Origin of the sequence: Dokdonella sp., assembly GCF_035511235.1 — a bacterium.
Lineage (GTDB): Bacteria > Pseudomonadota > Gammaproteobacteria > Xanthomonadales > Rhodanobacteraceae > Dokdonella.
On sequence record NZ_DATKFQ010000038.1, the window covers coordinates 65,670 to 90,555 of the forward strand.

A 24,886-nucleotide genomic window follows, 5' to 3' on the forward strand; every position below is an offset into this window, starting at 1 on the left:
GGACCAGGCGAGGTCTGCGGCGCTGCGTCGGGCTGTTCCGGCTGCGCTGCCGGTGGCAGCGCAGCCGGATCGTCTCAGGCCGCGCGCGAGGCGCGCTTGCGGTCGCTTTCGGTCAGGTGCTTCTTGCGCAGGCGGATGAACTTCGGCGTGACCTCGACCAGTTCATCGTCCTCGATGAACTCCAGCGCCTGCTCCAGTGACATCTTGATCGGCGGCGTCAGCTGCACGTTGTCGTCCTTGCCGGCCGCACGGATGTTGGTCAGCTGCTTGGCGCGCAGCGCATTGACGGTGAGGTCGTTGTCCTTGGAGTGGATGCCGACCAGCTGGCCCTCGTAGATCTCGTCGCCCTCGCTGACCAGCAGACGGCCGCGCTCCTGCAGGCCGACCAGCGCATAGCCCGGCGCCGGCCCCTGGCCGTTGGAGATCATCACGCCGTTGGGCCGCTTGGCGATTGCGCCTTCGGCCTTCGGGCCGTAGTGGTCGAAGACGTGGAACAGCAGGCCGGTGCCGGCCGTCAGCGTGCGGAACTCGGTCTGGAAGCCGATCAGGCCGCGCGCCGGGATCAGGTATTCCAGACGCACGCGGCCCTTGCCATCCGGCTCCATGTTCTTGAGCTGGCCCTTGCGCATGCCGAGGCGTTCCATGACGCCGCCCTGGAACTGCTCTTCCATGTCGACCACCAGCTGCTCGATCGGCTCGCTCTGCACGCCGTCGATCTCCTTGATGATGACCTCCGGACGCGACACGGCCAGCTCGTAGCCCTCGCGGCGCATCGTCTCGATCAGCACCGACAGGTGCAGCTCGCCGCGGCCGGACACCTTGAACTTGTCCGGATCCTCAGTCTCCTCGACCTTCAGCGCGACGTTGTGCAGCGTCTCGCGCATCAGGCGGTCGCGGATCTGGCGCGAGGTCAGGAACTTGCCGCCGCTGTGATCCTTGGTGCCGGCGAACGGCGAGTTGTTGACCTGGAAGGTCATGCTGATCGTCGGCTCGTCGACGGTCAGCACCGGCAGCTGCTCCGGCGCGTCCGGCGCGCAGACCGTGTCGGAGATGCCCAGGCCCTCGATGCCGCTGATCGCGATGATGTCGCCGGCCTGCGCCTCGGGTACCTCGCGGCGCTCCAGGCCCATGAAGCCGAGCACCTGCAGCACCTTGCCGCTGCGCTTCTTGCCTTCGCGGTCGAGGATCGCCACCGGCATGTTGGTGCGGATCTTGCCGCGCTGAATGCGGCCGATGCCGATCAGGCCGACGTAGTTGTTGTAGTCGAGCTGGCTGATGCGCATCTGGAACGGACCGTCCGGATCCACCTGCGGCGGCGAGACGTGCTTCATGATCGCCTCGTACAGCGGCGTCATGTCGCCCGAGCGCGCTTCCGGATCCAGGCTGGCATAGCCGTGCAGGGCCGAGGCGTAGACCACCGGGAAGTCGAGCTGCTCGTCGGTCGCGCCGAGGCGGTCGAACAGGTCGAACGTCGCGTTGAGCACCCAGTCCGGACGCGCGCCCGGGCGGTCGATCTTGTTGATGACCACGATCGGCTTGAAGCCCATCTGGAACGCCTTCTGCGTGACGAAGCGCGTCTGCGGCATCGGGCCGTCCATCGCGTCGACCAGGATCAGCACGGTGTCGACCATCGACAGCACGCGCTCCACCTCGCCGCCGAAGTCGGCGTGTCCGGGCGTGTCGACGATGTTGATGCGGTTCTCGCGCCAGGTGATCGCGGTGTTCTTGGACAGGATTGTGATGCCGCGTTCCTTCTCCTGGTCGTTGGAGTCCATCACGCGCTCGGCCAGCACGGTGCGCTCGCTGAACGTGCCGGACTGCTTGAGGAGACAGTCGACCAGGGTGGTCTTGCCGTGGTCGACATGGGCCACGATCGCGATGTTGCGGAGGTTTTCGATGGACATGGGCTATCCCGGCGATCCCAGAGGACCGTCGTTGGAGGGAGGGCAAAGGTGCTCGATTATACGGGTTTTTCGGCCGGATGGTGCGGCGCAACGTGCGGAGCGTTCGCGCACCGGACCGATCCGGCGGCGCGTAGCGGGCGCCGATCCGGTCGGAGAAAACAAAAAAAGAGCCGCCCGGCGAGGGGCGGCTCTGAAGGCTACTCGTCGTTGGAGAGGATCGAGCCAGCCAAGCGTAGCCGGCGAATGTTGCAGGCAGAAGGCAGTGGCGATCGGCATCGTCACGCTTGCGCTGGCCTGTGCACCGGGAAGACCGATTGGACATCGCTCCACGGCTGCGCGCAGAACGCGCCTCGTCAACCTTCGGGACGCGGCATGGACTGAAATCCGGGAGCAGTTCCGCGACAGACGCATTCTCGCTACGCGATGCGCGGAGTGCTCAGGTTGGCAGTGCGTGTCAGCGACCGCCCTTGGCCGTGGCCCCTCCCGCCGCTGTTCTACGTACTGTGCCGAGACGGGTCGATTCGTCGCTCGCCGCGTCGATGCGGGGCACGGCGATGCGGCGCCGAGAACTGCATACCGGGAGGTGGGGAATGAGCAGCTGGATCTTCTCGAGACGGCGCCGGGCGGGGCGACGCGATCACGCCGGCGTCATGGCGCGCTCGATGGCCATCGCCGGCGCGCTCCTGTTCGCCGCCGAGGCCGGCAGTCAGCAGATCACCGCGCAGGCGATCGTCAGTGGCGGCGGCGTCAGTCGTTCGGACGGCGGCTGTCTCGCGCTGCATTCGACGCTGGGCGAGCCGGTGGCCGGGCGCGCGAGCGGCGGCGACTACGCGGTGACGGCCGGCTTCACCGCGGCGACGGCTGCGACGCCGCGCGACGCGATCTTTCACGATGGCTTTCAGGAGTGCGCGTGATGAACCGGCTCGTCGATGTGCGGCGCCTGCCGCTGGCCTGGATCCAGGCCGTACTGGTGTCGATCGCGATCGCCGGTCCGGCCGTCGCGGCACCGCAACTGCCGGACTTCGTCTATCAGGGGCGGCTGGAGCAGTCCGGGGCGCCGGCCAGCGGCGCGTTCGATCTGAGCTTCGCGCTGTTCGACGAACCCGAAGGCGGCAACCAGGTCGGCGCGACGATCACCGAGGCGGACTTCCCGGTCAGCCACGGCCTGTTCAGCGTCTCGTTGAGCTTCCCGGGCGCGTTCACCGGCACGCAGCTGTATCTGCAGGTCACCGTCGAGGGCACGCCGATGCTGCCGCGGCAGGCGGTGTCGACTGCGCCGGTGTCGCAGTTCACGCTGGACGGGGCCATCGGCGGTGCGGCCGGCGGCGATCTGGCGGGTACCTATCCCAACCCGACGTTGCGCGACGGTGCCGTCGTCAGCACGAAGATCGCGTTCGGTGCCGTCAGCAACAGCAAGCTGGCGGCCGATTCGGTCAGTTCATCGAAGATCTCCGCGAGTGCCGTCGGCACCTCGGAACTGGCGAACGATGCGGTCACCGCCGACAAGATCGCCAATGGGGCCGTCGTCACCGCGGCGATCGCCAGCGACAGCGTCACGCGCGGCAAGATCGCCGGCGGTTACAGCAATGGCGCGATCGCTCTCAATCTTCCCGCCAGTACCTGCCGCGACTACGACCTCAGCGTCGGCGGCGCCGAGGTCAACGACATCGTGTTCTTCAATCTGCAGTCGGCCGCCGCGCTGCCGCAGAACATCCTGATCCAGCCCCTGCGCGTCCCGAGCACGGGTCTGGTGACGATACGCGCGTGCAATTTCGCCAGCACGTCGCAGTCGACCGGCACGATCGGCGTCTACGTCCTGACGATGCGGTAAGGCGAGCGGGTCGGCGTTGCGGAGGTGCGGTCGCTCCTCGCCGTTATGCGCCCGGCATTGCCGCCAGAGCGCCGGCCGCGCGCCGCAGTCCGCCGAGGATCGAATCGGCGACCTCGGCGGAGAAGCCGGGCGGCAGGCTGGCCTGCACCTCGTCGATCGCTGCAGGCGTCCGGGCGAGGATCGCCTCGATCAGCGGTTCGGCCGAGTCGCCGTAGCCGACGAGGCGTGCGGTGCTGTTGAAGTGCCGGCGCTGGATCGTGTGCATCAGGTAGTGCCGGTTGCTTCCGAGCAGCGCCATCGCCAGACGCGTGCGGCGCGGCGACCACAGGTTCGGACCTTCGCCGAGCACCGGATAGGCCGACATCACGTCGTAGAGCGGCGTCAGATGGAAGCGGCCGGCCGGCAGCAGCCGGATGCTGAAGTTCTTGGCGTGCCCATCCGGCGCGCGCAGCAGCCAGAACAGGATCTGTGCCGTCATCAGCGTGCGCGCGTCGGCCTCGGCCTGTTCCGATTGCCGCAGCCGTTCGAACAGCGTGCGCAGGCCCGGGCCGCCATCGCTCTCGTACTTGCGCAGCGGCGGACAGTTCTCGACCTGGCAGAAGTCCTCCTGCGGCAGCCGCTGGATCCAGTGCCCGTCGCTCGACACCTGGCGATCGAAGCGCTCGACCACCAGCACGCGCCGCTTGCCGAATCTCGCGATATCGGCATCGGCCACGTCGAGTCCGTAGGCTTTGAGCAGGCGCAGGCACAGCCACTCGTTGTCGACCGAGGTCGTGAAATCGGCCTGCCGGCCGCCGACCAGGCCGAGCGGCAGTTTGAGAATGTGCGTGGTCGGGGTCGATCCCAGCGGGCGCCTCCAGCGGCCGTTCCACCACAACAGCGCCGTCTTCTCCTGCGCACCGGCCAGCGAGATGCGGAAGTCCGAATCGGCATCGTGCGCGGCGGCGAATCGGCCGGGTGTGATCGCGTCGTCGATCGCGCGCTCGATGTCGTCCTCGGAGAGCGGCGTGCCCTCGATGTGGTCGTAGCCGTCGGGCGTCTCGTCTTCGCCGAGCAACTGGACGGCGCCGACGCAGTCGCGGCCGATCGCCTTCAGCAGGTCGAAAGGCTCGACCGACCCGGTGCGGAAGCGCTCGGCGACGCGCGTGCGGATCGCGTCGCTGTCGGGCAGCAGGTTGTCGAAATAGTGGCGGACCCGGTCGCCGTCGAGCGGCCGGTTGTGCAGATTGAACGGCAGCGACAGCGACAGCGGACGGCCGTAGGGCGACCGCACCCAGGCCTCGTCGTACTGCAGCTGGGTGTCGCCGCGCCGGGCCAGCGTCCAGGTCGCCGCGCGGCGACCGTTGAGCCATACCGACAGATGCCGGCTGTGCGAGCGGCGTCCCACGTCACCACTCCGCGACGTGCCGCCGGTCGGCGACCTCGTCGCGGCTGCCGACCGTGATCTCCAGATCGAGTGCGGCGGTCCAGGCCAGCAACTGGTCGACGCTGAGCGCGCCGGCATGCTGTTCCAGCTGCGATACGCGTGATTGGCTGAGGCCGACGCGGGCGGCCAGCGCGGTCTGCGAGAGCTTGCGCGCCTTGCGCGCGGCCTGAAGGACGAGGCCGAGCTGATCGGGCGTCCTCAAGGTCTGACGGGCGGACATGACGGCCTACCATTTATTTTGATAGGTCGCTTTTATTCGCTATACGGATAAAAGTCAAATATCAGTATTATTGGTAGAGGGAATTCGGCGAGCACCGCGCGCATGCGGACGCGGCCTCGCATCAGCGAATCTATCAGGATATGTAATATTTATTGGATATGACCAATTTTGGTAGACGGCCCGCATGCATCACGATCCGTGCACGATTCGGTCAGCGGCAACGAAAGTCTTCCGAGCCCAACGGCTCGCACCCGTCGCCCCAGCGGCCGGTCTGCCGCCAGTAGTCGGCCACGCCGGTCTCGATCAGCAGCCGCTTGAAGTCCGGGTGCGCACGCACGCCCGAATAGGGCGCGTTCCAGAGCGCGACGTAGAAGCGCTGTGGCATCGTGCCCTGGCTGAAGCCTTCCGCGTTTTCGAGCGTTCTGCGCATCGCGGCGACGGCGAGGTCGGCATCGCCGAGTGCGTCGGCGATCGCGGTCCACACGTCGGCGGCGCGGGCACCGCCGCCGTAGGTCTCGTCGGCGAGCGCTCTGCGCACCAGCTCCCGCATCGCCTCGCGGTCCTCGAGTGCGGTGCCGAGGTCGCGGAAGAACGGCGTGTCGAACCGCGCGTCCTGCCGCAGACGCGTATGCAGCTCGCGCAACGCGGCAGCGTCGCCGGGCCGCTGGCCGGCCAGCTGGCGGCAGAACGCGAGGAAATCCGGTGACTGCTGGCTGCCGTCGAGCACCTGGCCGCGCCGGTACTCGGCCTCGGCATCGGCATAGCGGCGGGTCGCCGTGTAGTCGTACTGCAGGTCGCGCGACAGGTACAGCAGCATCGGATCGTTCGCGCGGACCTGTTCGACCAGGGCGGTGGTGTCGTCGAGGTGACCCACCGCATAGGTCATGAACGCGTAGTCCCAGACGCGTTCGTGCGTCAGCGGGCCGGAGGCCGCGAGCTGTCCGGCCAGTGCCAGGGCTTCGGCGCGGCGGCCCTCGCGCCACAATGCATTGGCACGGTCGCGCTGCGCGATCCAGCTGCCAGGCGCGATGCGGGCGATGCGTTCGCGGGCCTCGCGGGCCTCGGCACGCAGCGCCCCGGCCTGCGCTTCGTCCAGGTCGTCCGCGACGGCCGCCAGCGAGCGCGCCAAGGCGTCCCAGCACAGCGCGCAGTGCGGATCGAGCGCGACCATCTCTCTCGCCAGCCGCAGCCGCTCGCGATCGTGCTCGGCTTCGAATTGTCCGCGCATGCCGATGCTGCGCCAGCGCAGGAAACGCTCGTAGGCGTCCACATCCGTGGTGCCGCCCCGTTCGCGGCTGAAGCGGGCGACGTCGAGCGTGACGCTCAAGGCCTGTGCCACGTCGGTGGAGATCTCATCCTGCACCGCGAAGACGTCGCGCAGTTCGCGGGCATAGGTCCGCGACCACAGATGGCTGCCGTCGGCGGCACGGATCAGCTGAGCGGTCACGCGCAGGCGGTCGCCGTCGCGGCGGACGCTGCCCTCGAGCAGATATGCGGCATCGAGCGCGCGGCCGATGCTGCGCAGATCCTCGTGGCGATCCTTGAACGAGAAGCTCGAGGTGCGGCCGATCACGCGCAGCGCCGGCGACTGCACCAGTCGATGCAGGATGTCCTCGGCCAGCCCGTCGGCCAGGTACTGCTGATCGCGCGACTGCGACAGATCGGCGAACGGCAGCACCGCCAGCGAAGGCCGCTGCGGCGATGCCGGCGGCGAGCCGGCGATCGCCGCCGTACGCGTGACGGGGTGACGCGACCACCACGCGAGCGCCGCGACCGCCAGCAGCACGGCTGCCGCGGCGACGAGCCACGGCCAGCGCGCCCGGTCCGGCCGCGCAGCAACCGGTGCCGGTGGGGATCTCATCGCGGTATCGCCCGCCGCGCTCTGGTCGCGCTGCGGCGCGATCCCGGCATCGGTTTCGGTGTCCGCGTCGGGCAGTTCGAATCGGTAACCGACGCCGTGCACGGTGTGCAGCCGGCGCGGATGTTGTGCGTCCTCGCCGAGCGCCTGGCGCAGCAGGCTCATGACGCGATTGAGCACGCCCTGGGTCACGTGGCGGTGGCCCCAGACCGCGTCGAGGAGTTCATCGCGCGTGAACGCGCGGCCCGGCTGGCCGGTCAGCAGCGCGAGCACCGCGAACGCCTTGGGCTCCAGCGGCTGCTCGATGCCGGCGCGCGAGACGCGGCGGCCGGCGAAATCGACGACCACCGCATCGAAGACCAGATTGTCCCGTACCGGTTGCGACATGCATCCCCCGCCGGGTCGTCCCGGCCCGCGGCAGTATAGAAGCGCCGGAAGGCGGCGGCGCGTGCGGTGGCGCGGCCCCATCTGCGCGGCGCTGCTCGATCGCGCGCGGTGGGGTCCATCGTCCGGCGTGGGGGCGCGCCATCGCGCCTGTCATACAGCTTTCGTGCAAGCCGGTCATGCTGGCGGTTGCTTATCTGCAACGCACCGACCGATCAGGGGGCGGGCAGCGGGACGCCGGTTGTCGGAGTGCCCGTGGCTCCGGTTTCATGGCGTCCAATCTTCATCCAACCCACGATGCCGCGGCCGCGCCGGCCGAGCCGCCGCCAGCCACGCAGCCGCGTGGCCTGTCCGCCCTGCTGCGGCCGACCGTCGCGCTCGGCGTCGATACGCCGGTCGCAGCGGTCGCCGACCAGATGCTCGACGCGCGCCACGAAGGCCTGCTGTCGCTGCCGATCGTGCACGAGGGCCGGCCGGTCGGTGCGATCAGCCGCTACGCGCTGATGCGCATCTTTCTGATGCCGTTCGGGCGCGAGATCTTCGGCCGGCGGCCGATCGTCGAGATGGCCAATCGCGAGGTGCTGGTGCTGCCGGTCGCGACGCCGATCCAGGACGCGGCGCGTCTGATCGCCGAACACGTGCGCAGCCCGATCACCGAGGACTTCATCCTGACCGACGCCGACGGCATCTACCTCGGCACCGGCGTCGTGCTCGACGTGCTGCGCGCGATGGACGCGCGCCTGGCGCAGCGCAACCGCGAGCTGCAGGGCGCCTACGATCGCGTGCGCGCCTCGCAGCTGCAGCTGATCCAGTCCGAGAAGATGGCCTCGCTCGGCCAGATGGTCGCGGGCCTGGTGCACGAGATCAACACGCCGCTCGGCTACGTGCGCAACAACGTCGAGATGACGCGCGGGGCGCTGGCCGACGCGACCGATCTGGTCGGTGCCGGCGAGGTCGTGCTCGGCGCCCTGCTCGACGGCGGCGAACCGCCGGCCGACCTGCCGGCACGCCTGAGCGCACTGGCCGAGCTGCGCACGCGTGTCGACGCGGCGGCGCTGGCGGATCTGTCGGGTCTGCTCGACGACACGCTGCACGGCCTGACCCAGATCGGCGAGCTGATCGGCCATCTGAAGGATTTCAGCCGGCTCGACCAGGCGCGCACGCAAAGGGCCGACGTCAACCATCTGATCGACGGCGCGCTGCGCATCGTGCAGCACATCCTCAACCGGCGCGGCATCGAGGTGGTGCGTTCGGTCACCGAAGTGCCGGCGATCGATTGCGCGCCGGCACAGATCAACCAGGTGCTGCTGAACCTGCTCGGCAATGCCGCGCAGGCGATCGAGCACGATCGCGGCCGCATCGTCGTGCGCACCCAGGTGCTCGGCGAGCGGCTGCTGATCCTGGTCGAGGACAACGGCAAGGGCATCGCGGCCGAGGACATGAAGCGGATCTTCGATCCGTTCTTCACGACCAAGCCGGTCGGGCAGGGCACCGGCCTGGGTCTGGCGATCGCGCATCAGATCGTCGAGCAGCATGGCGGCCTGATCCGCGTCGCGTCCAAGCCCGGCATCGGCACGCGCTTCGTCGTCGCACTGCCGCTCGCCGCACCTGCCGGAGCGCAGTCATGAGCACGCTGCCGACCGTGGTCTTCATCGACGACGAGGAGCGTATCCTGCGCTCGCTGCGGATGCTGCTGCGCGGCCGCGCCGAGGTGCTGACGACGACCTCGGCGGCCGAGGTCTACGACTGGCTGCGCACGCGCCCGGTGCACGTCGTCGTCAGCGACCAGCGCATGCCGGTGACCAGCGGCGTGGAGGTGCTCCGCGAGGTCGCGCGGCGTTCGCCGGCGACGATGCGCATCCTGCTGACCGGCTACGCCGACCTGGACGCGGTGACCGCCTCGGTCAACGACGGCGAGATCTACCGCTTCGTCGAGAAACCGTGGGACGGCGCCTACCTGGTCGATACGGTGCTGCGCGCCGCGCAGATCGCGCGCGAGGATCTGGCGGCCGCGGCGGCGCCACCGGCACCGGTCCTCGATGCGGTGCCGGCTGCGGCACGGGTTCTGGTGCTCGACGCCGACGCGGCGATGGCCGCGACCGTGCGCGCGCTGCTGCCGCCGTCGATCGCGGTCGGCCGTGCCGCCGATGTCGAGCAGGCGCTCGGCGAGCTGGCGCGGCGCGAGGTGGCGGTGGTCGTCGCCGTGCTGACCGACGCGACCGGCGACGTCGTCGACGCGATCAAGCGCCTGAAGGCGCTGCGGCCGGCGATGCTGGTGATCGCGGTCTCCTCGATCCGCGACAGCCGGCTCGCGATCGGTCTGATCAACGAGGGCCAGATCTTCCGTTTCCTGCTCGATCCGCCGGTGCGCGAGCTGCTGCGCCGCTGCCTGATCTCGGCGCTGGAACGCCACGCGCAGCTGCGCGCGGCGCCGCGTCTGCAGCGCCGGCACGAGGTCGAGGTGCCGCGCACGGCGCCGGCCTCGCTGCCGGGCCGCCTGCTCGACGCGTGGCGGCGGCTGCGCGAAGGCGTCGGCCGCTGAGGTCGGCCGAGCCCGTGCGATGGGGCACGACAGCACCCGATCGTAAGACGGATGAAAACTTCGGCAGGTCTACTGCGCCGTCTTCCTATCCCTGACGGTATCCGACTCATGCATCCGACTTCGCGTCTGACCGCGGCGATCCTTGCCGCCCTGCTGCCGCCGCTGGCCTCGGTCGCCACGGCCGAACCGATCGCACTGCGCCAGCACGGCACCTACCGCTCCGGCGTGACCGCCGGTGCCGAGATCGTCGCCTACGACGCCGCGACCCGGCGCCTGTTCGTGACCAACGGCGCGACCGATCACATCGACGTGCTCGACGTCGCCGATGCCGATGCGCCGGTGCTGGCCTTCAGCATCGACGTTTCGCCGTACGGCGGCGGTCTGACCAGCGTCGCGGTCCGCAACGGCCTGCTCGCCGCGGCCCTGCCGGCGGCGGACGGCACGCAGACCGGGGCAATCGCGTTGTTCGACACGACCGGCCAGCATCTGCGCACGTTTGCAGCCGGCGTGCTGCCGGACCATGTCAGCTTCAGTCCGGATGGCCGCTATCTGATGTCGGCCAACGAGGGCGAGCCGGTCGAGGCGGTCGATCCGCCGGGGTCGGTGACGATCGTCGATCTCGGCGCCGGCGTCGCGCAGGCGACCGCGACGACGGTCGGCTTCGGCACGTTCGACGGCCGCGAGGCCGAGCTGCGCGCCAAGGGCGTGCGCGTGTTCCCGGGCCGTGCGGCCAGCGTCGATCTGGAGCCGGAGTACATCGCGACCGCGCCCGAGGGCGGCGTCGCATTCGTCTCGCTGCAGGAAGCCAATGCGTTCGCGGTGGTCGATCTGGCCAAGGCCGAAGTGCTCGACATCGTCGCGGCCGGCCTCAAGGACCATGGCCGTGGCCTGCCGCGCGTGGAGACGCATGATTTTCCGCAGCTGCCGGTGCTCGGCACCACGCCGGCCGGACAGACGATCCGCCTCGGCGGCTTCTCGGGCCTGTGGTTCGAGGGCACGGACGCGGCCACCGGCCTGATGAAGTTTGTGACCGTGCCGGACCGCGGCCCGAACGGCGAGCCGACCGACGTCGACGGCGACGGCGCGCTGGAGCGGCCGTTCGTGCTGCCGGACTACCAGCCGCGCATCGTGCGCTTCACGTTCGACCCGGCGACCGGTGCGATCGCGCTCGGCCAGCAGCTGATGCTGTTCCAGGCCGACGGCGTCACGCCGATGACCGGCCTGCCGAACATCGGCGGTGTCGACGAGGAGCCGGTCGACCTCAACGGCCAGCCGCTGCCGCTCGATCCGCTCGGCGCCGACATCGAGGGTCTGGTCGTCGCGCCGGACGGCAGCTACTGGATGGTCGACGAGTACCGTCCGGCGATCTATCACGTCGGCGCCGACGGCCATCTGATCGACCGCCTGGTGCCGGCCGGCACCGCCGCGCTCGGCGGCCAGCCGGTCGGCCATTACGGCCGCGAGACGCTGCCGGCCGAGTACGCCAGACGTCGTCCGAACCGGGGTTTCGAGGGCATGGCGCTCGACACCGATGCCGGCGTGCTCTATGCGTTCATCCAGACGCCGCTGGCGAACCCGAACACGGCGGCCAGCAATGCCTCGAACGTGATCCGCATGATCGGCATCGATCCGGCCAGCGGCGAAACCGTCGCCGAGTACGTCTACCTGATCGACAAGACCGCGTTCCGCGAGCAGAACACCGACAAGATCGGCGATGCGGCGTACCTCGGCGGCGGCCGCTTCGCGATCGTCGAGCGCGACGACTCGGTCGAGCGCAGCGGCAAGAAGATGCTGTTCGAGTTCACGTTGACCGGTGCGACCAATCTGCGCGCGGCCGGCGCGCCGGCACTGCTGCCGGGCAAGACGCTCGAGCAGCACACCGCGGACGATCTGGTCGCGGCCGGCATCCGCGCGGTGTCCAAGCTCAAGGTCGCCAACCTGCCGTCGCTCGGCTACCACCTCGGCGACAAGCTCGAGGGCCTGGCCGCGCTGCCGGACGGCCGCCTGGCGCTGATCAACGACAACGACTTCGGCGTCGCGCCGCAGCCGCTGCCGACCCCGCCGGACGGGAGCGTGCCGCTCGACGCCGAGCCGACGCCGATCCAGCTCGGTCTGGTCAGCTTCGACACGCCGTCGGGCCTGGACGCCTCCGACCGCGACGGTCCGTCGATCGACATCCGCCACTGGCCGGTCTACGGCATGCACATGGCCGATTCGATCGCCGCGTTCAGCGCCGGCGGCCGCACGTTCTACGCGAGCGCCGGCGAGGGCGACGATCGCGGCGAGGTCGCACGCATCGCCTCCCTGGATCTGGACCCGGCCGCGTTCCCGGACGCGGCCGCGCTGCAGGCCAATGCGCAGATCGGCCGGCTCAACGCCTCGACGATCGACGGCGATCTCGACGGCGACGGCGATTTCGATCGCCTGCAGATCCTCGGCAGCCGCTCGATGGCGATCTGGGACCAGTACGGCAATCTCGTGTTCGACTCCGGCGACCTCCTCGAGCAGGTCACCGCGGCGCGCCATCCGGCCGACTTCAACGCCGACAACGAGGCGAACCAGAGCTTCGACTCGCGCAGCGACAACAAGGGCCCCGAACCCGAGGCGCTGGCGGTCGGCACGCTGCCGAACGGCCGCACCTACGCTTTCGTCGGCATGGAGCGGATCGGCGGCATCGCCGTGTTCGACGTGACCGATCCGTATGCGGCGACGTTCGCCGGCTACGTCAACCACCGCGACTTCGGCGTCGTGGTCGATCTGGACGCCGCACCGGACGCGGCCGGCGATCTCGGCCCCGAAGGCATCGTCTTCATTCCGGCGGCTGACAGCCCGACCGGCGAGGCGATGATCGCGGTCGCCAACGAGATCAGCGGCACGACCACGCTGTACAGCCTGGCCGAGGTGCTGTTCCGCGACGGCTTCGACGCGTACTGAGCGAACCGACGCGCCCGTGCCGGTCACGGCACGGGCGCGTTCTCGGCCGCCGCGCCAGCGGCTGAGGCGATCGCGAGGCCGCCGCGTCGGTGGATCACCAGCGCGACTGGTAGCCGCGTACCGCGCGCGTCAGGAAGTCCTCGCTGCGCTGGCCGAACGCGCCGACGCCCTTGAACTCGATCTCGAAGAACAGCGCCTTGTCGAGCTCGCCCTCGACGTTGCGCACCCACTCGCGCGCGATCACGCGCCAGGCGGTGCAGCAGCTGTCGCGTTCGAGACCGACGAAGCGCTCGAGCGTCTTGCTCTCGTTGAGCGAGTAGTTGTTGCGTGCCACGATGCGCCAGTTCGTGCCGATCGGGATCAGCGCCGAGGCGTCGGCCTGCTCGATGAAGCCGCGGCGGAAGCGGTACGACAGGTTCAGCACGCCCTCGGCGCCGAAGCGGTGCTGCACGCCGACCGCAGACAGGTCGGTGCGGTCGCTGTTGGGGTTCCATTGCTGGTCGAACGTCAGGCGCCAGCGCTGATCGAGGCTCAGCGTCAGGTTGCCGACGTAGGCCGAGCCGTTCCAGTCGGTCGGCGCCACGCCCGGCAGCTGCACGCGCTGCTCGTCGAAGTAGCGGATCTGGCCGATGCTGGCCGACAGCCGCTCGTCGCCGGTCGCGTCGTCGAGCACGCGCGTGGTCAGCGCCAGCGTCAGGTTGTTCGCGTCGGCCTGGCGGTCGGCGCCGACGAACGCATTGCTGCGGAACATCTGCCCGAACGTGAACGGCACGATCTGCGTGTCGAAGATCGGGATCTCGTCCTGGTTGCGGTACGGCACGCGCAAGTAGTACAGGCGCGGTTCGAGCGTCTGCGTCCAGGCGCGGTCGCCGAGCGTGAAGCCGCGCTCGAAGATCAGGCCGGCATCGAGGCTGTAGATCGGCACGCCGCGGTCGGGCGTGTCGTTGGCGTCGCGGTCCAGGTTGTAGCTCGTGTAGCGATAGCCGATCTCGGGCCGCACGAACCAGCCGGCGCGTTCGATCGGATAGGCCAGATACGGATAGAGGTCCAGACGCTGGCCGTCGAGCGCGTCGTCCTTGCTGAATGCGACGAACTCGGACTTGAGGCCCCAGTCCAGGCCGCCGAACAGCGCTTTCTCGCCCTCGAACGTCGCGCGCGGCAGGCGCCGATAGGGTTCGGCGATGCCGGGCAGCTCCGGATCGGTGATCTGGTAGCGGTCGGCGCCGAAGCTGGCGGTCCACCAGGTGCCGCGGCCGTTGAGGTAGGCGCTGGACGGCAGCAGGCTGGTCGCGGCCATGTTGAGGCTGCGCCCGAAGTCCTCGAAGTAGCGGTCGTCCGAGGCGTGGTTGAGGTCGATGCTGGCGCCCCAGTTGGCGTTGAACACGGTCCCGTTGCGCCAGTGGAACAGGCCGCGGTCGCGATCGGCGTCGCGGTCGTCGGGCAGGTAGGTGAAGTCGAGCTCGCCGCTGCTGCCGGCGGTCAGATAGCGGAACTCTCCGCCGAGCATCAGGCCGCGGTGCGTCATCAGGCGCGGGTACAGCGTGGCGTCGTAGTTCGGCGCGAGATTGAGGTAGTACGGCAGCGTCAGGTCGAAACCGCGCTGGTTGCTGTAGCCGATCGTCGGATACAGGAAACCCGACACGCGGCGGTCGTCGAGCGGAAAGCGCGCGTACGGCAGCCAGAACACCGGTACGTCGCCGATGTGGAACGTCACGTCGCGGCCGCGGCCGACGCCCTCGTCCTGGTCCAGCGTCAGGTCGCGCACCGCGAAATGCCACTGCGGCGCGTCGAGATCGCAGGTCGTGAACGTGGATTGGGTCAGATGCGCATGGGTCTGGTCCGGCATCGTCGCGGTGGCCGCCGCGCCGTTGCCGCGCGCGTCGATCAGCTGGTAGCGCACGTTCTCCAGCGTGCTCTGGCTGGGCTCGGTGCGGCCGCTGCCGCGGTCGGCCGACAGCAGCAGGCTGCGGTCCTGGTAGCGCACCTGGCCCTCGGCGGTCCAGGCCGTGGTGTCGCGCTCGTAGCTGAATGCGTCGGCACGGATCAGCTGGTCGTGCTGCTGCACGCGCGCCTCGCCCTGCAGCTCGAACCGGTTGCCGTCGGCCGAGCGGCTGTTCTGCGCGGTGATGTCGGTCGGCGCGGCATTGCGGTCGCCCTCGCGCGGCAGGTCCGGCACGTAGAAGTCGAACAGGTCGCCGGGCTTGCACAGCGACCAGTCGGCCTTGCGGGTCGGGCAGTGCAGTGCGCCGATCGGGCAGGACGGGACCGCGGCCGAGATGGCCGAGGGCACCGCGTCGGGCGCGGCATCGGGCGGCTGGGCGGCCGCGGGCAGGGCGAATGCGACGGCCAGCGCGAGCGGATGCGCGCGGAACAGGACTGAGCGGGTAGTCGGCACGGAGACCGTCTTCACGGAAAGAAGGGCAGTGGCGTAGCTTGCCCAATCCGCGCGGCGGCGGCAAACGCTCGTTGCGCCGCGACAAGGCCGCGCCGCGCCCCCTAAGATGACCTTCCCCCGGCTGCCGGCGTCCCTGTGGAATTCCTGATCCTGCTCGGCCTGATCCTCGTCAACGGCATGTTCGCGATGTCCGAGATCGCGATCGTGTCCTCGCGGCGGGCCCGGCTGCAGCAGCGCGCGGACGGCGGCAGCGGCGGCGCGCGGATGGCGCTGAAGCTGTCGCAGGATCCCGGCAACTTCCTGTCGACCGTGCAGGTCGGCATCACGACGATCGGCATCCTGAGCGGCGCCTTCGGCGAGAACGCGATCGCCGAGCGGCTGATCGCGGTATTCGACCAGTACCCGCTGATCGCCCCGTACAGCCAGGCGCTGGCGACCGTGGCGATGGTCGCGATCATCACCTACCTGTCGGTCGTGCTCGGCGAGCTGGTGCCCAAGCGCTTCGCGCTGCAGTATCCGGAGACGATCGCCTCGCTGATCGCCGCGCCGATGCACGGGCTGTCGCGGCTGACCTATCCGGTGGTGCGCCTGTTCAGCCTGTCGAGCACGTTCCTGCTGAGCCTGCTCGGCGCGCGCGACTCCAGCGAGCCGCCGGTGACCGAGGAGGAGATCAAGTCGATGCTCAAGGAGGGCACCGAGGCCGGCGTGTTCGAGCGCGCCGAGCAGACGATGGTCGGCAACGTGTTCCGGCTCGACGATGTGCGCGTGACCGCGATCATGACGCCGCGGCCGGACATCGCCTACCTCGACCTCGACGACCCGCCCGGGGTCAACCGCGACAAGCTCGCCAGCGCGCATTATCTGACCTGGCCGGTCTGCCGCGACGGCCTGGACCAGGTGATCGGCGTGCTGTACGCCAAGGACGTGCTGCGCAGCGCGCTGGCAGGCGCTGAACTCGACATCGAGAGGGCCGTGCATCCGGCCGTATTCGTGCCCGAGTCGATCTCGCCGATGCAGCTGATCGAGACGTTCCGGCGCCGCCGCACGACGGTCGCGCTGATCGTCGACGAGTACGGCGGCCTGGAGGGCATGGTCACGCTGAGCGACCTGCTCGAGGCGATCGTCGGCGACCTGCCGTGGGCGTCCTCGGGCGACGAGGAAGACGAGGCCGTGCGCCGCGAGGACGGCTCCTGGCTGCTCGACGCCGGTCTGCCGATCGAGCGCCTGCAGACGATCTATCCGGGCACGCCGCCGCCCGATCCGCGCTCGGGCTATCACACGCTCGGCGGGCTGGTGCTGGACCGGCTCGGCCGGATTCCGTCGGTCGGCGACCGTTTCGACTGGGGCGGGCTGCGCTTCGAGGTCGTCGACATGGACCGCCGCCGCATCGACCGGCTGCTGGTGTCGCCGCTGGCGCCGGCTCCGTCGCAGGACTGAACCGCGGGCTGCGCGCCTGCGCCGCAGATCGCTTGCGGCGCGTATCGCGCGATGCCGCTACAGCGGCGCGACGGTCACTCCGGCATCGGTCAGGGCGCGGCGGATGCGCTGCGCGGCGAGGCCGGCGTCGGGCCGGTCGCCGTGCAGGCAGATCGTGTCGGCGGCCAGGCGCAGCCGCTCGCCGGTGCGCGTGGCCACCTCGCCGTGCGTCGCCAGCGCGACCACCTGCACGATCGCGATGTCCAGATCGCGGATGACCGCATCGGGATGGCTGCGCGGCGTCAGCGAGCCGTCGGTCTCGTAGCGGCGGTCGGCGAACACCTCGTGGGCGACCGGGATGCCGGCCCGCGCCGCCGCTTCGGTCAGAGCGCTGGCAGCCAGGCCGACCAGGATCAGGCGGCGGTCGACGTCGTGCACCGCGGTGGCGATCGCGTCGGCCAGCGCCGGGTCGCGTGCGGCCATGTTGTAGAGCGCACCGTGCGGCTTGACGTGGGCGAGCCGGCCGCCGGCGGCCGCGGCGAAGCCGGCCAGCGCGCCGGTCTGGTAGACGACCAGCGCATAGGCCTCCTCGGGCGTGATCGCCATCTCGCGGCGGCCGAAGCCCTGCAGATCCGGCAGCGACGGATGCGCGCCGATCGCGACGCCATGCGCGATCGCGGCGCGCACGGTCTCCCGCATCGTCGAGGGGTCGCCGGCATGGAAGCCGCAGGCGATGTTGACCGAGCTGACTTCGCGCAGCACCTCGGCGTCGTGACCCATCCGCCAGGCGCCGTAGGATTCGCCGATGTCGGCATTGAGATCGATGCGAAGGGTCATCGCAGGCGTTCGCCGATCGCGGCGATCAGCGCGGCCAGTCGCCGCTCGCGCCAAAGATAGCGCGCCTGCGCGGTGTCGACGTCGATTTCCTCGAACGAGAACGCATCGCCCGGCCGCAGCTGGGCCAGCCGCGGCAGGTCGACCGCGGCGATCTGGCCGATCCGCGGATAGCCGCCGGTGGTCGGATGCTCGGCCATCAGCGCGATCGGCCGGCCGCCGGGCGGCAGCTGCAGCGTGCCCGGCGCGACCGGCTCGCTGACCGCCTCGATCGGCTCACGCAGCGCCAGGGTCGCGCCGTCGAGCCGGAAGCCGACGCGGTCGGACGAGGCCGAGATGCGCCAGCGCGTCGACCACAGCGCCGTGCGTGCCGCCGGCGTCAGCGCGTCGAGATGGCGGCCGCCGATCAGCGCGATCGGCTCGCCGGATGCCGGATCGAGCCAGGGCTGCGGGTCGAGCGACCAGCGCCGGTCGAGTCGCAGCGGCTGCGCCGGGCCGCTCGCGAGACGATCGCCGGCGAGCAGCGCACGGCCGCCGAACGGGCCGAGTCCGGCGTGCAGGTCGGTCGCGCGGCTGCCGAGCACCGGATCGACCGCGATGCCGCCGGCGATCGCCAGGTACGCGCGCGCCCCGTGCCGGACCGTGCCCAGATCGAGCACGCTGCCGGCACCGATCGCGACCGGCCGCCACGATGCGAACGGCCGGCCGTCGAGCCGGCCGTCGACGAGGCCGCCGGTCAGCGCGACCGTGGCGGCGCCGTCGAAGCGCAGGCTCGGGCCGTGCAGGCTGATCTCGAGCACGGCCGCATCCGCTGCATTGCCGGCCAGCGCATTGGCCAGCCGCGCGGCGACCTCGTCGAGCGGCCCGCTGCGGCCGATGCCGTCGGCGGCGTGCCCGCCGCGGCCGCGATCCTGGATGCAGCTCAGCAGGCCCGCGCGCAGCACGGTCATGCTCATCGTGTCGCCGCCTCGAACGCGGCCGCGTCGATCGGCCGGAAGCGCACCTGGTCGCCGGGCGCGAGCAGGGCCGCCGGCGAACACGCCGGATCGAACAGCCGCAGCGGCGTGCGCCCGATGATCTGCCAGCCGCCTGGCAGCTCGCGCGGATAGATGCCGGTCTGCGCACCGCCGATCGCCACCGCGCCGGCCGGCACGCGCAGGCGCGGATCGGCGCGGCGCGGCGTGTGCAGCGCGGCGTCGAGGCCGAGCAGATACGGGAAGCCCGGCGCGAAGCCGAGCATCGCGACGCGGTAGGTGGTGCCGCTGTGGCGCGCGATGACCGCATCGGCGTCGAGACCGGCGTGCGTGGCGACGTGGTCGAGATCGGGCGCGTACGGCGGTGCGTAGCAGACCGGGATCTCGACCGTGCGCGCCGGCGTGCTGTCGGCTGCCGCGATACCGGCGAGCTGCGCGCGCACCGCCGCAGCCAGGGCCTGCCATGGCGGGCGTTCGGCATCGAGCCAGGCCTCGGGACGATAGCGCAGGCCGAGCGTGGCATAGGCCGGGATCAGCTCGTCGACGCCGGGCAGGGCGGCCTCGCGCAGCGTCGCGGCGGCCGCATGCACCTCCGCGTTCAGATGCGGGTCGATCCGCTCGCCGAAGCGCAGCAGCAGCATCCGCTCGCCGAGCGGCTCGATCGCAGGATTCACGGCGGCAGCGCGCCGCGCAGACGCTGCAGCCGTTCGGCCAGCGCCCCGGCCGCGTGCGCGAGGCGCGGGCTGTGACCCCAGACCGGGCCCGGCCAGGCCGCATCGTCGCGGTGCCGCGCGATCACGTGTACGTGCAGCTGCTCGACGACGTTGCCGAGCGCGCCGAGGTTGAGCTTGTCGTAGGGGCCGAGCGCGGCGAGTGCCGTGCGCGCGATCTCGATCTCGTCGAGCAGGCGGTGCTGGTCGGCGCGCGACAGATCGGCCAGCTCGCGCAGCCCGGCCCGGCGCGGCACCAGGACCAGCCAGCCGTAGCGCGCATCGTCCATCAGCAGCAGGCGCGACAGCGGCAGATCGGCGACCGGCTGGGTGTCGGCGGCCAGACGCGGATCGAGCGCGAAGTCGGCGGCCGCGTTCATGCCGGTGCCAGATGACGCGCGAAGAACGCGAGCGTCCGTTGCAGCGCGAGCGCGGCGCTGGCCGGCTCGTAGTCGGCACCGACGTCGCGGTTGAAGCCGTGTCCGGCCGGGTAGGTGTAGACCTCGGCGCCGGGCAGTTCGTCGCGATGGCGTTGCACCATCTGCGGCGGGATCGACGCGTCGCGCTCGCCGAAGTGGAACATCAGCGGCGCGCGCGGCGTCTCGTCGAAGTACTGCACGTTGCGCATGCCGTAATAGCTGACCGCCGGCAGGCCGAGCCGCGTCGCCGCGAGGAACGCGACCGTACCGCCCCAGCAGTAGCCGACGCAGCCGATCGGTCCGGCCGAGGCGATCGCCTCGGCGGCGCTGGCGACGTCCTCGACCGCTGCGGACAGGCCGACCTCGGCGATCAGCTCGCGGCCGCGCCGGAAGCCGGCCTCGTCGTAGTCGAGCTCGACGTCGCGTTCGACGCGATCGAAGAACGCCGGAGCGATCGCGACGTAGCCGTGAGTGGCGAAACGGTCGGCCACGCCGCGGATATGCGCGTTGACGCCGAAGATCTCCTGCGCGATCACCAGGCCACCCTTGGGCGTGCCTTGCGGACGCGCCACGTACGCGCCGATGCATTGCAGGCCGCTGCTGCCGATGCTGATCGTCTGTCCCATGCGCTGCTCCACGGATCGTGAGAACACGATGATGCCTCCGATCGCGCGGCGGCGGCCAGCGCATGCGGGACAGGCATGCCAAGCGCGGACCGCGGAAACGAAAAAGCCCCGCTTGCGCAGGGCTTTTCGTTGAATCTCGCAGTGGCGGAGCGGACGGGACTCGAACCCGCGACCTCCGGCGTGACAGGCCAGCATTCTAACCAGCTGAACTACCGCTCCGCATTTTGACTGCAACCGCACGCCCAGGACGTCAATTCCACGTGCCGGACTTTCGAGACCTCCGAAAACCCGAGACGAAACCGAAGCCTCGTCCCCTGACACGTGGCGTCCCCAGGGGGATTCGAACCCCCGTCGCCGCCGTGAAAGGGCGGTGTCCTAGGCCTCTAGACGATGGGGACGCATAGAGAACCCTGGTGGAGCCAGGCGGGATCGAACCGCCGACCTCTACAATGCCATTGTAGCGCTCTCCCAGCTGAGCTATGGCCCCGAGAGAGGCGCGGAGAATAGAGACCGAAGGGGACTTCGTCAACATCTTTTTGTGCTGAACTCTTCGCTCCTCGTGCTGCGCGCCCGCGCTGCCAGATCCCACGCCTCCGGCAGCGCGCCGAGCGTTCAGCAATTGGGATCGGGCACGGTCAGGGCACCGCCGACCCGCAGCGTATAGGTTCCGCACTGCGGTGTTGCGTGGCTGGGATCGCCGGTGACGATCAGCGTGTAGACGCCATCGGCGAGCGGGCCAGTCGTCATCGGTACGGTCGCGTCTCCGAAGTCGACGACCGTGCTCGACCCATTCGCCGGGTCGCCTTTGACCAGCAGCATCGTCGCCGGAAAGCCCGAAGCCGTGAACGAGGCGTCGATGCCGCCGCCGCCGCCGGTGCGGAACTGATAGACGATGTCCCGGTGCGGCAGTGCGATGCCCTCGACAGAGTCGATGACGTTGCCGGCCATGCAGGTGTTGCCGCTGTGCACGTAGGGCGTTAGCGGATCGGGGATTTCGATCGGCAGCGGCAGGCCGCAGGTCTGCGCCTGCGCGGCGGTGACCGGCAGCGCGAAGGCCAGTGCGGCGGCCAGACGCGGGACGAAACGGTACGAGGGGCACGACATGACGCTCTCCTTGGCAAGGCCGGCGATTCCGGCCGATCGCGAGGCGCGACGTTTCCGGTCGCGCTGCCGTTCATGCCTACGCCGGCCGGCCGCTTCCGGGGCGACCGTCGCCTCCGGTGCTGCGGCGTTGCCGCGATCGCGATGAACGATCCTTGCCTGGGGATACGGTGGATGCCGTCACGATCGGACATGGCGTGCGGGCCGATCAGCTGCTCGCGCCGCGCGCGCGTGCTTCGGGCTGGCCCGATGCGCGGACGGGCGTTCTGCGCGCCCGCCGCGTCGGACGCCGATCGGTCGCCAAAGGCGCGCTACACGCGGTGCGGCGGGCGGGGTGCGTCAGTTAGCTCGCGAAATTGCGTGCCAGCACCCCGGCATAGCCGGAATCGGCGTCGACCGCCTGCGCGATCGCGTGCAGCTTCGGCGCGGCTTCGGCGAACCAGGCGCGGCGCGGCCGCCAGTGCGTCATGACCGCGATGTACAGATCGAGCGCGCTGAATCGCTCGCCGAGGAACCACGGTCCGACCGCTGCCGTCTCGACGATGCGCCACAGCGACAGCGCATAGTCGTCCACGCGCGCCCGGAACGCCTGAGCTGCGGCCGCGTCGGCGACGAAGCGCCGCGGATCGTCGGCATAGGTGAAGGTCGGATAGAGGTTGGCGACCAGGAATACCAGCCAGCGCAGGAACGCGGCGCGCTCGGCCTCGTGCGGGCCCGGCACCAGATCGTCGCGGCCGGTGAGGTCGGCCAGATACAGCGTGATCGCCGCGCTTTCGGACATCACGCGGCCGTCGTCGAGCACCAGCGTCGGCACCTGCGCGAGCGGATTGACCGCGGCCAGCGCCGTCCGCGCCTCGGCCGAGGCGAACAGATCGCCGACTTCCTCGAACCTGAACGGCAGGCCGTAGTGCAGCAACTGCGCCTCGATCAAAGTCGAGCCCCAGCCGGGGCGTCCGTAGAGCGTCATCATCGTCGGGCTCCGTCGCGATCGGGCGCTCATTCTAGGCCGGCGCCCGAATCGGCGGCATCCGGCCGGCGGGACCGGCCCGGCGGTCGGACTCGTCCGTTCGAGTGGCTGTGCGCGAGACTCCGAACGCCGCGTCTTCCGAAAGTGCAAAGCCGGGACGGCGACATCGGAGCCGCGGACGCACCGGGCGCGCGTGCTGGTCGAGCTGGCATCCGGAAGCGCGATCGGTCGGACGCGATCCCTCCTCGGTCTCGGCGCGATCGCCGTGCGGTGCGGCGCCGGCCTTGCGGCGGACGCGCTGGCAGGCGGCCCGCGCGTCGGCTAGCGTGACGATCCCGGTCGCTACGAGCCCAGCCGATGCAGATTCATCTGTGCACCCTCGATGCGACGATGGCCGAAGCCTGGCGCATCGCGTTCGCCGGCACGCCGGTGTCGATCCGCGCCGGCGACATCCTCGCCGAGCCGGTCGACGCCGTCGTCAGCGCCGCCAACAGCTTCGGCATCATGGACGGCGGGCTCGATCTGCACTATGCGCGTCACTTCGGCGAGGATCTGGAGCGCACGCTGCGCGCACGTCTGGCCGCCGAGCACGATGGCGAGCTGCCGGTCGGCCAGGCGCTGATCGTGCCGACCGGCGACCGGACGATTCCGTGGATGGTCAGCGCGCCGACGATGCGCGTGCCGATGACGATCGATCGCACGACGCACGTCTACCTGGCGTTCCGCGCGGCGCTGCGCGCGGTACGCGCACACGCGCGCGATCACACGCCGATCGCCAGTCTGGCCTGTCCGGCGCTCGGCGCCGGCGTCGGCGCGATGCCGTTCGAGCGCGTCGCGCGGCAGATGCGCGCCGCCTACGACCTCTGCATCGGGGGCGACACGGACTGGCTGCGCAGCGCACGCGGCGTGCTGAACCAGCACGCCAGCCTGCTGCGCTAGCGGCGGCGCCGGGGCGGCGTGCCGAGCTGGGCGATCAGCTCGCGCAGCGGCTTGCGCCGGTCCGGCGGCAGGGCGAGGAATGCGCTGATCGCGGCGCGGTCGGCCGGATCGGCCACCTCCGGCCACGGCGGCGGGGTGTTGGTGACCTGCGTGGGCGTTCCGAAGCGCAGGGTCTGCGGCTCGACGCCGAGCCACTGCGCGAGCACCTGCAGCTTGTCCTGCTCGGGGATCGACAGACCGACCAGCCAGCGCCGCGCGCCCTGATAGCTCACCGAGCGGCCCCAATAGCGCTCGTTGAAATGCTGCTCGAGCACGTTCGGTCGCGCCTCGTAGCCGGCCGCGCGCATCGCGGCCCGCAGGCGCTCGGCGAACTGCTTCTTCTCGTCCATGCGCGGACGGTGAAGTTTTAGTTCAATCCGATGGGAAAGTAACGATTATCTTTGTACTGAATTATCGATTCATTCGCTGGGCCGCCGCCGCTGTCCGCGGCCGCCCGATCCGCGTAGGCTGGCGCTTTGCGAGCTGGAGCCCGCCATGCGGCCACCGCCGATTCCCCCGTTCGACGCCCGTCCGCTGGCGGGCCGCGTCGTCCTCGTCACCGGCGGCGCGCAAGGCATCGGCCGCGCGATCGCCGAGGCGGTGCTCGCGGCCGGCGGCGCGGTGCTGATCGGCGATACCGACGTCGAGGCCGGGCGGGCCTGCCTCGCCGAATGGTCGGCCGGCGACCGCGCGTCGTTCCGGCGCCTGGACGTGGCGCGCGAGGCCAGCGTGCAGGGCTTCACAAAGGCCGCACTCGCGCGCTGGTCGCGCATCGATGGCCTCGTCAACAATGCCGGCATCGCGGCGCCGCACAGCGGGTCGCTGACCGAGTTGCCGCTGGCCGAGTGGAACCGCTACCTGGCGGTCAACCTGACCGGTGCGTTCCTGTGCGCCAAGCACGCGCTGCCGGCGCTGGCCGAGGCGCGCGGTGCGATCGTGCAGATCGCCTCGACGCGGGCGCTGCAGTCCGAGCGCGACAGCGAGGCCTATGCCGCGGCCAAGGGCGGCCTGGTCGCGCTGACGCATGCGATGGCGATCAGCGCCGGTCCCGCGGTGCGCGTCAACGGCATTCTGCCGGGCTGGATCGCCACCGACGCCTGGCGCAAGCCGGCCACGCGCAGGCGCCCCAGGCTCGGCCGCCGCGATCATGCGCAGCATCCGGTCGGCCGCGTCGGCGAGCCGCCCGACATCGCCGCGCTGGCGGTCCATCTGCTGTCCGCGCAGGCCGGCTTCATCACCGGCCAGAACTTCGTCGTCGACGGCGGCATGACGGTCAAGATGCAGTACGCGTGAGATCGCGGCGCAGCGACACTCGCTGCTGCGCGGAAGCCGCGACCGGCCGGTATGCACGTGCCGCGCCGCGACGT

Annotated in this window: 21 protein-coding genes and 3 tRNA genes; 8 read left to right on the plus strand and 16 right to left on the minus strand. The window is 70.4% G+C overall.

The window, feature by feature from the left end; translation table 11 throughout:
• Positions 1 to 74 precede the first annotated feature (74 nt).
• Positions 75 to 1,904 (minus strand): translational GTPase TypA, encoded by a 1,830-nt coding sequence (typA, locus tag VMR06_RS16520; protein WP_325378345.1) that lies wholly within the window; start codon positions 1,902 to 1,904, stop codon positions 75 to 77.
• 662 nt (positions 1,905 to 2,566) lie between these two features.
• Here typA and VMR06_RS16525 point away from each other — a divergent pair.
• Entirely contained in the window at positions 2,567 to 2,818 is a 252-nt protein-coding gene (locus VMR06_RS16525; RefSeq protein WP_325378347.1) for a hypothetical protein, read from the plus strand.
• Positions 2,818 to 3,735: a hypothetical protein gene (locus VMR06_RS16530; protein WP_325378349.1), complete on the plus strand. Its 918-nt coding sequence runs from the start codon at positions 2,818 to 2,820 to the stop codon at positions 3,733 to 3,735. Before VMR06_RS16525 ends, VMR06_RS16530 begins: the two co-directional genes overlap by 1 nt.
• 43 nt (positions 3,736 to 3,778) lie before the next feature.
• Here the strand turns inward: VMR06_RS16530 and VMR06_RS16535 are convergent, their stop codons facing one another.
• From VMR06_RS16535 to VMR06_RS16545, 3 genes are all read right to left on the minus strand, one after another.
• The gene (locus tag VMR06_RS16535; RefSeq protein ID WP_325378351.1) at positions 3,779 to 5,122 is read right to left on the minus strand and encodes a type II toxin-antitoxin system HipA family toxin; all 1,344 of its coding nucleotides are present in this window, start codon (positions 5,120 to 5,122) and stop codon (positions 3,779 to 3,781) included.
• Position 5,123: 1 nt separating this feature from the next.
• Positions 5,124 to 5,381 carry a helix-turn-helix transcriptional regulator gene (locus tag VMR06_RS16540; RefSeq protein ID WP_325378353.1) on the minus strand — a complete coding sequence of 86 codons (258 nt, stop codon included), beginning with the start codon at positions 5,379 to 5,381 and terminating at the stop codon, positions 5,124 to 5,126.
• A 211-nt stretch (positions 5,382 to 5,592) separates the two neighbouring features.
• Complete coding sequence (locus VMR06_RS16545) at positions 5,593 to 7,626, minus strand: winged helix-turn-helix domain-containing protein (RefSeq protein ID WP_325378355.1); 2,034 nt, start codon at positions 7,624 to 7,626, stop codon at positions 5,593 to 5,595.
• A gap of 266 nt (positions 7,627 to 7,892) precedes the next feature.
• Here VMR06_RS16545 and VMR06_RS16550 point away from each other — a divergent pair, with 266 nt between their 5' ends.
• The 3 genes from VMR06_RS16550 to VMR06_RS16560 all read left to right on the plus strand — a co-directional run bounded on the left by VMR06_RS16550 (position 7,893) and on the right by VMR06_RS16560 (position 13,099).
• Positions 7,893 to 9,251 carry a sensor histidine kinase gene (locus VMR06_RS16550; RefSeq protein ID WP_325378357.1) on the plus strand — a complete coding sequence of 453 codons (1,359 nt, stop codon included), beginning with the start codon at positions 7,893 to 7,895 and terminating at the stop codon, positions 9,249 to 9,251.
• The gene (locus VMR06_RS16555; RefSeq protein WP_325378358.1) at positions 9,248 to 10,165 is read left to right on the plus strand and encodes a response regulator; all 918 of its coding nucleotides are present in this window, start codon (positions 9,248 to 9,250) and stop codon (positions 10,163 to 10,165) included. Before VMR06_RS16550 ends, VMR06_RS16555 begins: the two co-directional genes overlap by 4 nt.
• Before the next feature lie 108 nt (positions 10,166 to 10,273).
• Positions 10,274 to 13,099: a choice-of-anchor I domain-containing protein gene (locus tag VMR06_RS16560; RefSeq protein WP_325378359.1), complete on the plus strand. Its 2,826-nt coding sequence runs from the start codon at positions 10,274 to 10,276 to the stop codon at positions 13,097 to 13,099.
• 94 nt (positions 13,100 to 13,193) lie between these two features.
• Here VMR06_RS16560 and VMR06_RS16565 read toward each other — a convergent pair whose 3' ends face one another.
• Positions 13,194 to 15,494 (minus strand): LPS-assembly protein LptD, encoded by a 2,301-nt coding sequence (locus tag VMR06_RS16565; protein ID WP_325378360.1) that lies wholly within the window; start codon positions 15,492 to 15,494, stop codon positions 13,194 to 13,196.
• A gap of 135 nt (positions 15,495 to 15,629) precedes the next feature.
• Here VMR06_RS16565 and VMR06_RS16570 point away from each other — a divergent pair, with 135 nt between their 5' ends.
• A complete protein-coding gene (locus VMR06_RS16570) occupies positions 15,630 to 16,931 on the plus strand; it encodes a hemolysin family protein (RefSeq protein WP_325378362.1) in 1,302 nt (433 codons plus the stop codon).
• Positions 16,932 to 16,988: 57 nt separating this feature from the next.
• Here VMR06_RS16570 and VMR06_RS16575 read toward each other — a convergent pair whose 3' ends face one another.
• The 10 genes from VMR06_RS16575 to VMR06_RS16620 form a co-directional block, all read right to left on the minus strand.
• Positions 16,989 to 17,747: a 5-oxoprolinase subunit PxpA gene (locus VMR06_RS16575; RefSeq protein WP_325378364.1), complete on the minus strand. Its 759-nt coding sequence runs from the start codon at positions 17,745 to 17,747 to the stop codon at positions 16,989 to 16,991.
• Positions 17,744 to 18,700, minus strand: a complete 957-nt coding sequence (locus tag VMR06_RS16580; RefSeq protein WP_325378366.1) for a biotin-dependent carboxyltransferase family protein — start codon at positions 18,698 to 18,700, stop codon at positions 17,744 to 17,746. Before VMR06_RS16580 ends, VMR06_RS16575 begins: the two co-directional genes overlap by 4 nt.
• Entirely contained in the window at positions 18,697 to 19,392 is a 696-nt protein-coding gene (gene pxpB, locus VMR06_RS16585; protein ID WP_325378368.1) for a 5-oxoprolinase subunit PxpB, read from the minus strand. Before pxpB ends, VMR06_RS16580 begins: the two co-directional genes overlap by 4 nt.
• Complete coding sequence (locus tag VMR06_RS16590; protein ID WP_325378370.1) at positions 19,389 to 19,808, minus strand: HIT family protein; 420 nt, start codon at positions 19,806 to 19,808, stop codon at positions 19,389 to 19,391. Before VMR06_RS16590 ends, pxpB begins: the two co-directional genes overlap by 4 nt.
• Positions 19,805 to 20,473, minus strand: coding sequence for a dienelactone hydrolase family protein (locus VMR06_RS16595; protein ID WP_422653316.1), 669 nt, complete (start codon positions 20,471 to 20,473; stop codon positions 19,805 to 19,807). Before VMR06_RS16595 ends, VMR06_RS16590 begins: the two co-directional genes overlap by 4 nt.
• 142 nt (positions 20,474 to 20,615) lie before the next feature.
• Positions 20,616 to 20,692: transfer RNA gene (locus tag VMR06_RS16600), tRNA-Asp, on the minus strand.
• Positions 20,693 to 20,795: 103 nt separating this feature from the next.
• Positions 20,796 to 20,871, minus strand: a tRNA-Glu gene (locus VMR06_RS16605).
• A 13-nt stretch (positions 20,872 to 20,884) separates the two neighbouring features.
• Positions 20,885 to 20,960 (minus strand) — tRNA-Ala (locus VMR06_RS16610).
• 125 nt (positions 20,961 to 21,085) lie between these two features.
• Complete coding sequence (locus VMR06_RS16615; protein ID WP_325378374.1) at positions 21,086 to 21,577, minus strand: hypothetical protein; 492 nt, start codon at positions 21,575 to 21,577, stop codon at positions 21,086 to 21,088.
• A gap of 340 nt (positions 21,578 to 21,917) precedes the next feature.
• Positions 21,918 to 22,544 (minus strand): glutathione S-transferase family protein, encoded by a 627-nt coding sequence (locus VMR06_RS16620; RefSeq protein WP_325378376.1) that lies wholly within the window; start codon positions 22,542 to 22,544, stop codon positions 21,918 to 21,920.
• Between the two features lie 354 nt (positions 22,545 to 22,898).
• On the opposite strand from VMR06_RS16620, the gene VMR06_RS16625 reads away from it, so the two are divergent.
• Positions 22,899 to 23,480 carry a macro domain-containing protein gene (locus VMR06_RS16625; RefSeq protein ID WP_325378378.1) on the plus strand — a complete coding sequence of 194 codons (582 nt, stop codon included), beginning with the start codon at positions 22,899 to 22,901 and terminating at the stop codon, positions 23,478 to 23,480.
• Here the strand turns inward: VMR06_RS16625 and VMR06_RS16630 are convergent.
• Complete coding sequence (locus VMR06_RS16630; RefSeq protein ID WP_325378380.1) at positions 23,477 to 23,869, minus strand: hypothetical protein; 393 nt, start codon at positions 23,867 to 23,869, stop codon at positions 23,477 to 23,479. The genes VMR06_RS16625 and VMR06_RS16630 overlap by 4 nt on opposite strands.
• A gap of 145 nt (positions 23,870 to 24,014) precedes the next feature.
• Between VMR06_RS16630 and VMR06_RS16635 the strand changes: the two genes are divergently transcribed.
• Positions 24,015 to 24,812: an SDR family oxidoreductase gene (locus tag VMR06_RS16635; protein ID WP_325378382.1), complete on the plus strand. Its 798-nt coding sequence runs from the start codon at positions 24,015 to 24,017 to the stop codon at positions 24,810 to 24,812.
• The last annotated feature ends 74 nt before the right edge of the window (positions 24,813 to 24,886 follow it).

Coding starts and splice junctions, on each gene's coding strand:
- typA (WP_325378345.1), bottom strand. CDS start 1,904: ATGTCCATCGAAAACCTCCGCAACATCGCGATCGTGGCCCATGTCGAC.
- VMR06_RS16540 (WP_325378353.1), bottom strand. CDS start 5,381: ATGTCCGCCCGTCAGACCTTGAGGACGCCCGATCAGCTCGGCCTCGTC.
- VMR06_RS16560 (WP_325378359.1), top strand. CDS start 10,274: ATGCATCCGACTTCGCGTCTGACCGCGGCGATCCTTGCCGCCCTGCTG.
- VMR06_RS16620 (WP_325378376.1), bottom strand. CDS start 22,544: ATGATGACGCTCTACGGACGCCCCGGCTGGGGCTCGACTTTGATCGAG.
- VMR06_RS16590 (WP_325378370.1), bottom strand. CDS start 19,808: ATGAACGCGGCCGCCGACTTCGCGCTCGATCCGCGTCTGGCCGCCGAC.
- VMR06_RS16555 (WP_325378358.1), top strand. CDS start 9,248: ATGAGCACGCTGCCGACCGTGGTCTTCATCGACGACGAGGAGCGTATC.
- VMR06_RS16635 (WP_325378382.1), top strand. CDS start 24,015: ATGCGGCCACCGCCGATTCCCCCGTTCGACGCCCGTCCGCTGGCGGGC.
- VMR06_RS16615 (WP_325378374.1), bottom strand. CDS start 21,577: ATGTCGTGCCCCTCGTACCGTTTCGTCCCGCGTCTGGCCGCCGCACTG.
- VMR06_RS16595 (WP_422653316.1), bottom strand. CDS start 20,473: ATGGGACAGACGATCAGCATCGGCAGCAGCGGCCTGCAATGCATCGGC.
- VMR06_RS16630 (WP_325378380.1), bottom strand. CDS start 23,869: ATGGACGAGAAGAAGCAGTTCGCCGAGCGCCTGCGGGCCGCGATGCGC.
- VMR06_RS16525 (WP_325378347.1), top strand. CDS start 2,567: ATGGCCATCGCCGGCGCGCTCCTGTTCGCCGCCGAGGCCGGCAGTCAG.
- VMR06_RS16550 (WP_325378357.1), top strand. CDS start 7,893: ATGGCGTCCAATCTTCATCCAACCCACGATGCCGCGGCCGCGCCGGCC.
- VMR06_RS16580 (WP_325378366.1), bottom strand. CDS start 18,700: ATGAGCATGACCGTGCTGCGCGCGGGCCTGCTGAGCTGCATCCAGGAT.
- VMR06_RS16575 (WP_325378364.1), bottom strand. CDS start 17,747: ATGACCCTTCGCATCGATCTCAATGCCGACATCGGCGAATCCTACGGC.
- VMR06_RS16625 (WP_325378378.1), top strand. CDS start 22,899: ATGCAGATTCATCTGTGCACCCTCGATGCGACGATGGCCGAAGCCTGG.
- VMR06_RS16545 (WP_325378355.1), bottom strand. CDS start 7,626: ATGTCGCAACCGGTACGGGACAATCTGGTCTTCGATGCGGTGGTCGTC.
- VMR06_RS16530 (WP_325378349.1), top strand. CDS start 2,818: ATGAACCGGCTCGTCGATGTGCGGCGCCTGCCGCTGGCCTGGATCCAG.